Origin of the sequence: Ectobacillus antri (assembly GCF_003852715.1) — a bacterium.
Lineage (GTDB): Bacteria > Bacillota > Bacilli > Bacillales > Bacillaceae_G > Ectobacillus > Ectobacillus antri.
This window is the reverse complement of record NZ_RIAV01000014.1, coordinates 40789-54449: the sequence shown is the minus strand read 5'-3', so window position 1 is coordinate 54449 and position 13661 is coordinate 40789. Positions and strand designations below refer to the sequence as shown.

Genomic DNA, 13661 nt, shown 5'->3' with positions numbered 1-13661 from the left:
CCAATAGGGCTCTTATATACTTCTTAAGGCATCGATTGGGTTTAGTTTGGAGGCCTTTCTGGCAGGGGCAATTCCAAATATGATCCCTATTGCCGCTGAGAAGAAGAACGCCAAGATAATGGTTGACGCTGAGAGTGCAAAACTTGCACCAATTAGGAAACAAACACCATACGCAATAAAAGCTCCCAACAATAAGCCAATTGTGCCACCGAACAATGACAAAAAGACAGCCTCGAGAAGGAATTGCTGTTGAATCCGTTTAGGCTCAGCTCCTAGCGCCTTCCTCAGACCAATTTCCGCTGTTCTTTCCGTTACCGAAACCAGCATCATGTTCATAATCCCAATCCCGCCAACGACAAGCGAAATAGAAGCAATTCCTCCCAACATCAATGAAAGCATAGTGGTAATTTTCTTAAAGGAGGCAATCATATCCTGCATATTCATGATTGAAAAACTATTTTCCTTATAGTTAAACGCCTGATTTAAAACAGATTCAATATCTTCGGTAATTTTTTCAGAATGATTGGCATCACTCATATATACTTCTACATTTGTCATGTACCCCGTTCCAAGAAGACCCATCGAGGTGGTATAGGGAATGATGACTGAATCATTATTATTTCCATCTGAGAAGCTGTTTGATTTCTGCAATGTTCCAACTACCGTATGGGTTACGCCTGCAATAAGAAGTTTTTGACCAATAGGATTCTCTCCAAAAAACAATTCATTTGCAATGTTTGAACCAATCAGACAGACTTGATTTTTGTTCTGAATGTCTAAACGGTTTAATCCCCTTCCTTTATCGATAAGATCCTTCGTTTTTGAAAAATAAACTTCATTTTTTCCTTGAATCATGACATCCTTTTTTTCATTCCCCTTATGGACGACGGTGGTTTTTCCTGTCAGGGTTGGCGAGACTCCGGCTACATCTTCGATTTTCATAAGGCTTTGAATATCGTTGTCCATTAACCCTTGTTTGAGTGGTGTACCCATTGCCTGAACCGTAATTTTGTCTGCACCAAAGGAAGAAAACTCGCTTGTCATTCCATTCATGGCTCCTTGTACAATGGTAATTAAGGCAATAATCGAAGCAACACCAATCACAATGCCCAGCATAGTCAGGAACGAGCGCATTTTATTATGGATAAGATTCATCCAGGCCATCTTAATATTTTCTTTAAACATGGACGTACTCCTCTCTCAGTGTTCCGTCTAGTATTCTTACAATCCTCTTTGCGTGATTTGCAATTTCTATATCGTGTGTAATCATAATTATTGTTCTTCCTTCTTCATGAAGCTCATGAAACAGCTGCATAATTTGCTGACCGGTTTTCTGATCCAATGCGCCAGTAGGTTCATCAGCTAGTAAAATAGTTGGTTCTGTTACCATTGCTCTGGCTATAGCTACTCTCTGCTGCTGTCCGCCTGAAAGCTGATTAGGGCGATTTTGCATTTTTTCACCAAGTCCTACTTTTGTAAGCATTTCTTTTGCTCTTTGTCTGCGGTCCCTTTCCGGCACGCCTGCGTATATGAGAGGGAGCTCGACATTTTGAATTGCAGTTAGACGGGGAAGTAATTGGAATTGCTGAAACACAAAGCCAATTTCTCTATTTCGGATAATGGCCAGTTCCTTTTCATCCAGTTCATCCACCTTTTGATTTGATAAATAATAGTTTCCACTTGTTGGCGAATCGAGGCAACCAATAATATTCATCAGCGTAGACTTTCCTGAGCCCGAAGGACCCAGGATTGCTGCAAAGTCACCTTTATTTACGATTAAATTAATTTGATTTAAAACGATTTGCTCTTCCCCGCCCATATAATAGGTTTTGGTGATTCCCTGCATGTTTAGAATTTGCTCATTCATTATTCATTCCCTCCATGCATCATAGCCGCTGGATTATTTTCTTGGTTGGCAATTACTACTTCTTCGCCCGCTTTTAAACCGCTTTTAATTTCGCTTGTGGTCCCGTCATTAATGCCAATTTGAATATATTTTTTAGTTGGAGCTCCCTTTTCAGAGGGAATTAAAACATACGATTTATTCTTGCTATCAAACTGGATGGCCTTCATTGAAAGAGTAGTAACCCCAATTGCTCTTTGTTTGAGTATTTTTGCCTCTGTACTCATGCCAACTTTGATGGCATTATCGTGAACTAGGTCAATGGTTGCTGTAAAATAGGAAACTCCGTTTTCGTAGGTTGCTTCCTTTGAGATGGCAGATACCGTTCCTTTTATTACTTTTTCAAGTGCATTGAGGGTGACCTCGACCTCTTTACCTACGTTTAAATACTTCAAGTCATATTCGTCGACCTTAACAGTGGTTTGTAAGGCAGAATAGTCAACGATTTCAATCAGAGGTGCTCCTGACATGACCTCAGTATTTTCTTCCACATCTAGTTTCGAAATTTCTCCATCTATTGAAGCCTTTATCTTATCACCTTGTTTAGTGACGATTAATACATCACCGCTTTTTACTTGGTCTCCGACATGAACCTTAATTTCTTCTATTTGCATTGGAGCATTACTTGTGATGGTTTTCCTGTTTTTTGCCTCTACTGCCCCTGAAAAACTGTAGTACGTGGTAATATCACCAATTATCGCTTTTTCTTTTTCAGATGCATCCACTTCTTTTGGTTTAAAAATTGCCCCTGTAACAAAGAAAGCAGCTAACAATCCCACGATGGACCAGATTACGATTTTCTTTTTACTTTTCTTTTTTTGTTTCATTTTCTTCCCCCCATTTTCTTGTGTAGTCTTACTTTAAATCCTAAATATGAACTCAATATGAACTCGCCAAATAAATCCATCCCTGACATATACGGAGTCTCAGGGACTTTTACCATCCCGTTTTATATATGGACAAGATGATAATCATTATTGAAATCAACGCAATCAGGATTCCTAGTATCATTTTTTTAAAAGATAGCACTGGTTGTTTTAACAAATTAAAAATCGACCAGAGGATAGAACCAAATGTAAAGATAACTAGGACTCTTTTAATAAAAACATTTAATGGACCAATCATGAGAATAGCCGCAAATACAAAAGGTAAAAAAATCCATTTATATTCCTTCATGATCGTGCCCCGCTTTATAAACTATCAAAACTATCAACCTCCTCATTTATTTCTAAAGTTTACCGATACATTATGAACCCAATATGAACCTAAAAAAAACACGCTAGTCTAAGCGTGTTTTTTGTTCCTGTTTAATTGGCAAAGTTACATGGAATTCTGCCCCGCCATTTGGTCCTTCGTTAACTGAAATATCGCCTTGGTGAAGATCTACAATTTGCTTTACAATCGATAAGCCTAAGCCATTTCCCTTCACCGAGGAATCACGAGACTTATCCACTTTGTAGAATGGCTTAAAGATCTCCCTCCTTTCTTCTTCAGGTATACCTGGGCCTGTATCGGTAATAGTAATGGAAATTAAATTATCATTGACTTCGGCTTTTATTGAAATTTTTCCATAAGCGGGTGTAAATTTGATGCTGTTAGTCATTAGATTCGTCCATACCTGCTTGATTTGATCTTCGTCCGCTTCGATGGTAATGGGAGGCAGCTCAATATTTATTGCGATTTGCTTCTCTGACCATTGTGGCTCCAAGCCAATTGTCAAATTTCTCAGCTGCTCATCCAGCCGAAATATTGAGAGATTAAGTTGTAGCTGCTCGTGCTGCAGATGCGACAGGTGAAGCAGGTTCCTGGCCAGTCGTGATAATCGTGCGCTTTCCTGTTCAATGATACCCAAATATCGTATACGGCTTTCTTCACTAAGCTTTTTTTGCTTTAATGCTTTCGAAAATCCAGTAATCGAGGTTAAGGGAGATTGGATTTCGTGAGATACGTTGGAGACAAATTCCCGCCGCATTTGATCAAGGTTTCCAAGTTCCTTTGCCATGGCATTAAAACTCGAACTTAAGGTTCCAATCTCATCCTTTCGTTTCATCGGCAGAACCACATTAAAATTCCCCTTAGACATTTTTTTCGTTGCTTCCGTCAGCTTTACAAGCGGATTAACCACATATCGGGCGGCAATAATGATGAAAAGACTGCCAACGAATAAGACGACTATGTACATGAGAACAATTGCACTCATCAGCTGTTCTTCAAACTTATTATTCTCAATGCTCAAAAAAATGGCATACTTTTCCCCGTTTTCTTCAAAGGGGATTCCCACAAACGGAACATGTGTGATAAAACCCTTAAAATTGTCCGTAGTGTTCCCGTTTAGTACCGTGTCTACATAAGCTTTCCTAACTTTTAAATCTTCGTCCAGGAGAAGTTCATCTCCAGCCTGATTATATAGCTGCAAACGAGTCCCTGAAGTTCCCGAGTAAGCCTTCATAAAAGCGCGCAGATCCTCCGATTTAGTTGCCTGGTAGATTTCAAGGGCCTTTTTTCCATTATGAATTAGCGTATTGCGCATCTCATCCTGAGCATGGTTATGATACAAAATATTGGTTCCAAGATAAGCTACTAATAAACTAAAGATTACGGTGCTTACATAAATCACGACAATTCGAGAATAAAGCGACTTAATTCCGATACACCTCCAATCGATACCCCAGCCCACGAATGGTGACAATTTTGAAATCCAACTCGAAACTCACAAATCGCTCCCTAAGACGTTTAATATGGACATCTACAGTCCTTTCATCCCCTTCGTAATCCATTCCCCAAATTTGCTCAATAAGGTTATCACGAGTAAAGAGCTGGCCAGGATAGCTTCCTAGTTTGTAAAGAAGCTCAAACTCTTTCATCGGTATGGTCAACCTGTTTCCGTCTTTATAAATTACCTGGTAGGTTTTTCGATCAAGTTCTATATCACCCAACCTGATGACATTTGACGAAGCAATTCGATAGCGCTTAAGCAGCGCCTTTACCCTGAGAACTAGCTCAACCGGGTCAAAAGGCTTGACTAAATAATCATCTGTCCCTAACCTAAACCCTTTGATTTTGTCCTCAGATTCTCCCTTGGAAGTAATCATCAAAATCGGGATTTCTGTTATTTCACGGAGTTCCTTGCATAAGGTCCATCCATCCATCTTAGGCATCATGATGTCCAAAATAATAAGGTCCACCGGGTGATTCTCCGCGTACTGCAAAGCTTGCGCCCCATTTGATTTTTCGATAATATCAAAACCCTCATCATCAAGGTATAAGCGGACAAGTTCACGGATGTGGTCCTCATCATCCACAACCATTATTTTAGTCAAATTTGTTTCCCCCTTAGTCTATTAAGATTATTGAAATAATGCTGTTAACAAAGTCTGCACTTTTTGTCACTTGTGATCTCTGTATTAGATTAGAAATCCTGCATTAACGTAAGGTTCTTATTTCCTCAATACCAATAAACAACAAAAATATGGAATTATGTGGAATTAAGTGCTATATCCTCTTTCGATAGAAAATTCTGTTTTTGAAATTAGGTCTCGTAATTTTTCAGGACTGTCCACTCCGAATAATGGTTTAACTTTTTAAAGTAACGCATTGAAGCGAGTTTATTAAATAACGTACCTACATTTCGCAGCTAGGTATGTCCAAATTTCATTATATAGAGTTCAATACACACTTCCATTTGATCGCTTGTCATGAGGACCAATGTTTCTGTCATGTTAGGCACACCTTTCCATAATATGTTTATAATGATTACATCATATTATCCTTCTTTGTTCAATTCACCTATCATTTTAGTTCCATAAGTAACGATCATGTAAAGCTTCTCAAATTTATCAATTCGATAATATACAACATAGCTTTCAGTACTGACGTAGCCCCTCCTGTTTCAAGGCTTTGGGCTATAGCTATGGTATCACGCTGAAACAGATGCAGTTATTGCTTACGTTTTATCTCAGTACGTAACATCATCAGACGAAAAGCGATATACAATTCATTCGTAACATAGGAAAGAATCGAGGTAAGACATATGTATGTATCTCGTTCCACTTTTGTTGATATTTTCTCTATACATTCATCGAAAAAATAAAGGAGCTGACCCAAAAGTCCGCTAAAAGCGGACTTTTGGAATCAGTTCTTTTGTTTTTTACATAATTATCTATTTTTGCCCCTTACAAGCTTCTCATTCCTGCTACATTTCAAGCTAATTTAAGCGTTTTTCGATCTCTCGCAGCTTTTTTCGGAACGAAATCGATTGATAGAACGAAAATCTGGTTTTTGAAATCCACTGAGCCACATGAGAGGAAGGTGCACTTCCAGCTGGCGAGCAATTTCTCTGCCATGGTACATTTTCTGGGTGTAGGCATAGAGAATAATTTTAGTCATCATTTTTGGGTGATAGGAAGAAGTCCCTCCGCCTTTGTAGAACGTTAAAAAAGTTTCTAGCGGAATACCTTCCAACATGTCATGAACCACACGAGCCATGTTATCTTGTGGAATAAGGTCTGCCAAATTGGTTGGTAGAGAGAGGTTGTTCATGGTATACTCTTTAAAAGAAACATGTTGATGTTTCATAGAAGAATCGCTCCTGTTCTTATGTTAGGTGTTGTTGTGGTGACTCCATTCTAACAGATAGCGAGCGGTTTTTTTATTTTATGTAAAAAAACAGAGGGGCAGACCTCAAAACGCGTTAGCGTTTTGGGTCAGCCCCTTTCTGAACTGGCCCCCAAAAGTTAGATACGGGCGTGTCAGGCAGCCTGTTGGGCATGAGACCGGTATTGAACCGGGCTCATGCCCTTTAATTTTGCCTTGATCCGTTTATGGTTGTAGTAGTAGATATATTGATCCAATTCCTGTCTGAAATGCTCCATGCTTTCAAACTCCTCGTGATACAGGAGCTCACTCTTCAGTAAGCCGAAGAAGTTTTCCATGACGGCATTATCGAGGCAATTGCCCTTGCGGGACATGCTTTGTTGGATGTTTTGCTCCTTCAATGCCGTTTGATACTACGCCATTTGATAGTACCAACCCTGGTCAGAATGCAGAATGAGAGAGTGTCTTTCTGGAAGGCGCTCAAAAGCCAGATCCAACATCTCTGAGACGAGTTCATACACAGGCCGAGACTTGACGTTATACACAATAATTTCTCCGTTATACAGGTCTAAGACAGGCGAGAGGTAGAGTTTCTCCCCGTGCAAGTGGAACTCGGTTACATCCGTCACCCACTTCTCATTTGGTCTCGTGGCCATAAAGTTACGTTCCAAAAGATTCAGGGCAACCTTCCCGACATTGCCTCGATAGGAACGGTATTTCTTCATGCGTACGAGGCTCTTCAGCCCCATCTTGTTCATCAGAGGTTGTCTGTTGGTGTTGTTCATCTATGCCACTGAAAAATGTTTCAGTCTTGCCTGTTTTCATCGTTCTAGTTGTTATTCATAATTTGGCGGGTCTTTTATTTGTATCAATGGGTGTGTTCATTTTGATAAGTCTTATACGTCAATAAACTTAGAATTGCAGGGATGAACAATATTGCGGTCAGATTTACCCTCCCTCGTGGGCCGCAAGACGCTCTCGCGGGGCACCTAAACCTAGATTTACCATCCCTCGTTATCCGCAAGACGCTCTTGCGGGACACCTAACCTCAGATTTACCCTCCCTCGTGGGCCGCAAGACGCTCTCGCGGGACACCTAAACCTAGATTTACCATCCCTCGTGGGCCGCAAGACGCTCTCGCGGGGCACCTAACCTCAGATGTACCATCCCTCGTGGGCCGCAAGACGCTCTCGCGGGGCACCTAAACCCAGATTTACTCTCCCTCGTGTTCCTCAAGACGCTCTTGCGGGACACCTAAACCTAGATTTACCCTCCCTCGTGGGCCGCAAGACGCTCTCGCGGGACACCTAAACCTAGATTTACCCTCCCTCGTGTTCCTCAAGACGCTCTCGCGGGGCACCTAACCTCAGATGTACCATCCCTCGTGGGCCGCAAGACGCTCTCGCGGGGCACCTAAACCTAGATTTGCCCTCGCACGTGATCCAGGAGACGCTCTCGCGGGGCACCTAACCTCAGATTTGCTCTCCCTCGTGGGCCGCGAGACCCTCTCGCGGGGCACCTAACCTCAGATTTACTCTCCCTCGTGGCCGGGAGGCGTTGTTTGAATACGAGCTTACCATATTACATCTGCTATTAAAAAACACCGCCAGGCATAGCTTCCCAGCGGTGTTTCACTATACACAACAGATGATTAAGCTACTACCTCTCGTGTATTTGGGTATTTTTTATAATGCTTTTCTGTCATGATGGTTTTTAAGACTTGAACAACCTGCCACACTTCGGCATACGAAGAATACAAGGCAACCGGCGCTAAGCGGATGATGTTGGGCGCGCGGAAATCTGGAATGATGCCATGCTCTTTTAGTGACTTGCAGATTCTTGCGGCTTCTTCATGTTCAAGACTAATATGACCGCCGCGTCTGACATCTTCTCTTGGGTTTCCAATGACAAAGCCCATATCAGGTAATTCATGTTCAATCAAATCCATCAGGTATTGATTGATTTTCAAAGACTTTTCTCTAATATTTTCAATACCTGCCTCCGCAAAAATCTCCAACGAACCGAGTAGCGGTGCACAGCTGAGCACATGCGGTGTTCCAATTTGATAAGCGCCTGCCGATTGCGCGGGTGTAAACGTATGCTCCATATCAAATTGCTTTTCCTTTGTCGATCCGAACCAGCCCGCAAGTCCTGGCATTGTCCCAAAGTGTTTACGGTTTACATATAATCCGCCCACACTGCCCGGTCCGCCGTTCAAGTGCTTATAGTTGCACCAGTAGGCGAAATCCACGCCCCACTCACTAAAGGCATGCGGAATTGCTCCGACGGAATGACATCCATCAAACCCGATTAAAATGCCGCGCTGATGCGCTTCCCGTGTGAGTCGTTTCATATCTAAAATTTGGCCGCTTCGATACAGAACAGTAGGTAAAACAATAAGGGCAATATCATCGGTCATAGCGGCAATAATATCATCCTCTTCGATACATCTGCCATCCCGGCTTTTGACACGAATGAGATGATCTTCCGGATCGAACCCATGATTGCGTAACTGACTTTGCAGCGCATAAATATCTGATGGAAACGTCAATTCATCTGCTAAAATTTTGGTGCGCTTTCCTTTTGGCTGATAAAAGGTGGATACAAGCTGATGGAGATTCACCGTTGTAGAACCAGTTACCACAACCTCCTCCGGCGCTGCACCTACGAGCGGCGCTAATTTCTCTCCTAATGTTTCCGCCATAAAAAACCATGGATGATTTCCCTGCATCCAGCCATCAATTCCATGAATCTTCCAATCCTCCAGCGATTCTAACAGCGTTTTTTCTGCTCGCTTCGAAAGAAGGCCCAGTGAGTTTCCATCCATATAGATCGTATTCGGCTGTAAATAAAATTCGTTTCGGAAATCCCGAAGTATATCTTCCTTGTCCAGTTGCTTCGCGTAATCTAATGTATATCGCAAGAATTCTGTCGTCATAGCGTTCCTCCATATTCTCTGCACCTATAAAAAAATCATAATAGAAAAAGCGAAACCACGTCAACGAAGTTATATTGATTATTCAGAAAATAAAATTATCAATTCTTCTTGAAGCCATTTGCATCCTTCCATGCGTGAACAACGCTTTCTTTTTTTAAATCCTTTTTGATCTTCCATTCTAGCAAATAACCTATACTGCATGCCGTAAAAATGGGTGAATTACCGGTAGCGCGCATGGATGAAAGCGTTAAACGAATTCTGACACTAAAAGCGAAATATACATTAACTGATAGACCATGAGAGTCATCTCGTTTACAGCGCTAACACAACAGCAAAGGTGTGCCCGGTTTGAGAATTTCTCATAAGGAGACTGCTTATGCTACGGATGATTACAGCCTCACTCATGTTTGGTGTACTACTTTATATGACGATTGTTTTCTTACCTGAAGTAGTCAGAATTCCCTACACCATTACCAAATGGATATTTGTCATCATTGCCTGTCTACACTTTGTTTTCTCCAAAAACAATCGATGGGTTAACTTTATTTCATTATTTTTAGCTTTTCTTCTTTTTCTAACAATCATCACAGTAACCGTTCCATAGCTCGCTGTACTAAAAAAAGCACCGCGTTCGGTGCTTTTTTACATCTCATTCATACGTATACATCATCCAAATGGTGATATCCTCAAATCCAATGCACTTATAGATAGCACCGGCCGCCGGATTATCGTAAAACAAGCAGAACTCTTTTAGCATTTGCCCGTTCTTCTTTCCCACCCAAAAAAAGAATGTCGGTTTTTCTAGTTGTACGTATATAGCAGTTTATTCTACTACCGTTCATGTTCTTTATTGCTTTCCTTTCATACAATAAAGACGATATCTAGCAAATATATAATCAGTTGTGATATACAAGTTCGAGTTATTTCTTCAAGTTATTGTAATGACTTACGACTTGTTGTGTAATCTCACTGTCTTCTGTTAGTCCACTGACTTCTTTTAGTACATAGGAAACGCCATGTTGTTTAATCATCTCTTGCATTTGGATTGCTTCTTCATCGTGCTGATCATCAAACAGTAAGGCAGCTGCAATTGCATATGCAAGATGTTCATAAGAAAGCCCCGCTTTATTCGCTTCAATTGCCGGGCGCACTAAACGGTCGTTCGGTCCCAGTTTACGTAAAGGAGAACGTCCTACTCGTGTTACAGCATCATGTAAATATGCATTTTTAAAACGATTCATAATCTTATGGATATATTGCTGGTGTTCATCTGGGTCTAGATTATATTGTTTTACCAAATAGGCCCCTGTTTCACTCAGTGTAGCGTGTACTTGTTTAGCAATCATTTCATCAACCAACGTTTGATCGATTGTTTCTTTTCCCTGGAGATAGCCAAGATAAGCAATGACAGCATGTCCAGTATTTACTGTGAATAGCTTTCTTTCAATAAATGGAGCAAGGTTCGCAACAATCTTCATTCCGTCAATCGGAGGAATTGTTTCACTCGTTTCCACTACCCATTCAAAATAAGGTTCTACAAGTACATCAAGCGACCCCTGGTTGTCCTGAATAGGTACAATACGGTCTACTGCTGAGTTAAAGAAATATACTCGATTTTGCAACTTTTGTTTTGTTTCTTCATCCATATTCTCTAGAATATACCCTTTTAATAAATCTGTTGCTGAGATTTGATTTTCACATGCAATAATATATAACTTTTCATTCGATACTTTTAATCGTTCAGTCAAGCCTTTCGCAATTAGTGGTGCAATGCGCGGCAATATATTAGGACCAATAGCTGTGGTCAAATACGTTGCTTGTTGAATAGCTTCTATTACTTCCTTTTCTTGCTTTAGATTATTTAAGCCCGATACATTTTCAATCGTCATGCATTCCTGTGCATCTGTTGCTAACTTTACTTGATATTTCTTTTCTTCATTCAGTTTATCAATAATTTGCTCAGCAATATCCACAAAAGTTACATGATAACCAGACTGCGAGAAAAGTGCACCAATAAATCCCCGACCAATATTTCCCGCTCCAAAGTGTACTGCTAGTTTCATTTTCATCATTCCTTTATTAAATTAGTATGAAGATACTCTAAAAAAATGGCTTCTAAACGAGAACGAATGATTTCCTCATTTGACGAAGAAAAAATTATAGCTGCCTCATCGCTTTCAATTAAGCTAACACTAATTAAACTTACTATTTCCTGCTCTCTCACACTTAACTCTTCAGGAGCTAGCATTAATAACAGGGTTTTCATATACATGCCTTTCCCATCCATACCCTTTATCAAACAGGGCTGCTCTAAATGAGCTACCTGAAAAATCAGCTCCCGCACCTTTTCATGCCTACAATGAAACAGGCCCATTCCTGTGTTAGGTATTCCTAATCCACCCTGTCGCTCGCGGTCCTTAAGTTTTTGTATAACATCACTTGTATGCGATAAGAGCCCATCTCTTTCTGCACCCCTGACCATTTCCTCAATCATTTGCGTATGAAGGAAATGAGGCATTCGGTACACACGAAGATTCTTTATAACAGACTCAATACTACGATGTACATCCTTTAACTCCTGCAATACCTCTTGAATAGTTGACTTTATTTTGACAGTTTCTTCGTTTTTCTTAGGTTTTCTATACTGTTTATTTTTTGTCAAACTTTCAATATTTCTCTTTAAAAATTCCCTAATCGCTACAATATCACCGTCATTTAACAATGGCGTAACCAGAATATAATCTAAGCTAATAAACGGAAGTCTTACGGTAGATATGATAACATCGTATTCATGTAAGCTATCTTGCTGTTGCAGGTCTTTAATAGATTTAATATCCACAGAATCAATTTCAATGATTTCCTTTTTGATTCGACTAGCCAGCATTTTTGATGTACCAATTCCAGTTGGGCATACAACCAGCGCCTTTATTGATAACTCTTCTTCTCGCATCACCAACGCAGATCCGAAATGCAATACAATAAATGCAATCTCATCATCAGGAAAATGCCCCATATCCTTAAACTCTTTTTCCACACTATTTTTTACCGCCATAAACAAAACGGGATACTTTCGTTTTATTTCCTCTGTTAATGGATTAAATAGCTCCAGCTGTTGCTTCATTCGAAATAATGCAGGCTCCATATGAGCAAGTAGCCCTTGATATAGAGAAAAATCTTTTGAAAAATCAATATGCAGCTGCAAGGAAACAAACTGTATCACATTTTTTATCATCCGCCCTAGCACAACACTGTCATACGGAATAAAATCTGCCGCTTGTAACTTTGACCCTTTAAGGATAACCGCCAAATATTCAATATCGCTCTGTGTAAATGTAACAGCGCATGTTTGTTCGAGCTCTTTGCACAGCTCCTTAATCAGATCATACTCCCCTGTCAACTCACTATCTTCACCCACTGTTTCTAACAGGAAACCCTTTTTTGTTCTTTGCATAGCGATACAAATATGGACGATTAATCCAATATAATCACTGTCAGCAAGCTTAGTTGAACCTTTATTAACTACAGCATGAACGGCCCGATCGGCTTCTAACATATACTCTGGTTGAAAGTAATGTAAAACCTTATCCTGAGCAAGTTTCGCCTTCTCTAGTAAAAATAAGCTTTCAATTAGCTCTTCATTAAAATACAGCAAAAAAAAGCTTGCCAAAGCTTTTCTTTTATCAATTTCTGTTCCATTGACCTCAACGCCAACTCCTCTTTTTCGAGTCAGCTGCACATTGTAATTTCTTAACCATTCCGTCAATTCTTCTAAGTAAGCTGTTAGCGTCGCAATACTCACACCCAGCTCATTGGCTAATATTTGAATTTTATAAGAGGATGTTTCCTGAAACAAAGCCAAAAGAAGTAATAATTTTCTTTCATTGGGTGTTTGATCAATGGGCTGAATATCTGTCAGTTGCTGAATGAGACGAAAAATCCCTTCATTTTTCCCTTCAATACTAAGCCCTTCATTTGTGTTCCGAATTAAATGCAGTTCAAATTCTCTAAGAATTTTCTCTATTGTCTTCAAATCACGCTGTATGGTTCGAACACTTACATTTAAAAAAGTTGCAATAGAAAAAACACTATGCTTTCCTGATGTTTTAATAATTAATTCAATAATTGCTTTTTCCCTAGATGTAATAACCATGCTACCAACTCACTTCAGTCAAATGAACAAGCTTAAAAATATGTAGAATAGAAACATACCTCATGTTTCTATTCTAC

Annotated in this window: 9 protein-coding genes and 2 pseudogenes; all 11 read right to left on the bottom strand. The window is 40.1% G+C overall.

Annotated elements, in window-relative coordinates; translation table 11 throughout:
* Positions 1-12: 12 nt before the first annotated feature.
* The 11 genes and pseudogenes from EEJ45_RS12775 to EEJ45_RS12725 all read right to left on the bottom strand — a co-directional run bounded on the left by EEJ45_RS12775 (position 13) and on the right by EEJ45_RS12725 (position 13584).
* Positions 13-1185 carry an ABC transporter permease gene (locus EEJ45_RS12775; protein ID WP_124565201.1) on the bottom strand — a complete coding sequence of 391 codons (1173 nt, stop codon included), beginning with the start codon at positions 1183-1185 and terminating at the stop codon, positions 13-15.
* The gene (locus tag EEJ45_RS12770) at positions 1178-1867 is read right to left on the bottom strand and encodes an ABC transporter ATP-binding protein (protein ID WP_124565200.1); all 690 of its coding nucleotides are present in this window, start codon (positions 1865-1867) and stop codon (positions 1178-1180) included. The genes EEJ45_RS12775 and EEJ45_RS12770 overlap by 8 nt, the downstream gene beginning before the upstream one ends.
* Entirely contained in the window at positions 1867-2730 is an 864-nt protein-coding gene (locus EEJ45_RS12765; protein WP_124565199.1) for an efflux RND transporter periplasmic adaptor subunit, read from the bottom strand. The genes EEJ45_RS12770 and EEJ45_RS12765 overlap by 1 nt, the downstream gene beginning before the upstream one ends.
* A gap of 452 nt (positions 2731-3182) precedes the next feature.
* A complete protein-coding gene (locus EEJ45_RS12760) occupies positions 3183-4433 on the bottom strand; it encodes a sensor histidine kinase (RefSeq protein WP_245999896.1) in 1251 nt (416 codons plus the stop codon).
* A gap of 109 nt (positions 4434-4542) precedes the next feature.
* Positions 4543-5223: a response regulator transcription factor gene (locus EEJ45_RS12755; RefSeq protein WP_124565198.1), complete on the bottom strand. Its 681-nt coding sequence runs from the start codon at positions 5221-5223 to the stop codon at positions 4543-4545.
* A gap of 889 nt (positions 5224-6112) precedes the next feature.
* Positions 6113-6478, bottom strand: a complete 366-nt coding sequence (locus tag EEJ45_RS12750) for a transposase (RefSeq protein ID WP_124565197.1) — start codon at positions 6476-6478, stop codon at positions 6113-6115.
* Positions 6479-6651: 173 nt separating this feature from the next.
* Positions 6652-7257: pseudogene (locus tag EEJ45_RS12745) on the bottom strand (IS3 family transposase); the annotation flags it as partial.
* Positions 7258-8147: 890 nt separating this feature from the next.
* On the bottom strand, positions 8148-9434 hold the full coding sequence (gene kynU / locus EEJ45_RS12740) for a kynureninase (RefSeq protein WP_124565196.1): 1287 nt from the start codon (positions 9432-9434) through the stop codon (positions 8148-8150).
* A gap of 649 nt (positions 9435-10083) precedes the next feature.
* Positions 10084-10185 (bottom strand): annotated as a pseudogene (locus tag EEJ45_RS12735) (GNAT family N-acetyltransferase); the annotation flags it as partial.
* Between the two features lie 169 nt (positions 10186-10354).
* Positions 10355-11497, bottom strand: coding sequence for a mannitol-1-phosphate 5-dehydrogenase (locus EEJ45_RS12730; protein WP_124565195.1), 1143 nt, complete (start codon positions 11495-11497; stop codon positions 10355-10357).
* Between the two features lie 5 nt (positions 11498-11502).
* Positions 11503-13584, bottom strand: a complete 2082-nt coding sequence (locus EEJ45_RS12725; RefSeq protein WP_124565194.1) for a BglG family transcription antiterminator — start codon at positions 13582-13584, stop codon at positions 11503-11505.
* Positions 13585-13661 lie beyond the last annotated feature (77 nt).

Coding starts and splice junctions, on each gene's coding strand:
- EEJ45_RS12760 (WP_245999896.1), bottom strand. CDS start 4,433: ATGCGCAATACGCTAATTCATAATGGAAAAAAGGCCCTTGAAATCTAC.
- EEJ45_RS12775 (WP_124565201.1), bottom strand. CDS start 1,185: ATGTTTAAAGAAAATATTAAGATGGCCTGGATGAATCTTATCCATAAT.
- EEJ45_RS12725 (WP_124565194.1), bottom strand. CDS start 13,584: ATGGTTATTACATCTAGGGAAAAAGCAATTATTGAATTAATTATTAAA.
- EEJ45_RS12750 (WP_124565197.1), bottom strand. CDS start 6,478: ATGAAACATCAACATGTTTCTTTTAAAGAGTATACCATGAACAACCTC.
- EEJ45_RS12765 (WP_124565199.1), bottom strand. CDS start 2,730: ATGAAACAAAAAAAGAAAAGTAAAAAGAAAATCGTAATCTGGTCCATC.
- kynU (WP_124565196.1), bottom strand. CDS start 9,434: ATGACGACAGAATTCTTGCGATATACATTAGATTACGCGAAGCAACTG.
- EEJ45_RS12730 (WP_124565195.1), bottom strand. CDS start 11,497: ATGAAACTAGCAGTACACTTTGGAGCGGGAAATATTGGTCGGGGATTT.
- EEJ45_RS12770 (WP_124565200.1), bottom strand. CDS start 1,867: ATGAATGAGCAAATTCTAAACATGCAGGGAATCACCAAAACCTATTAT.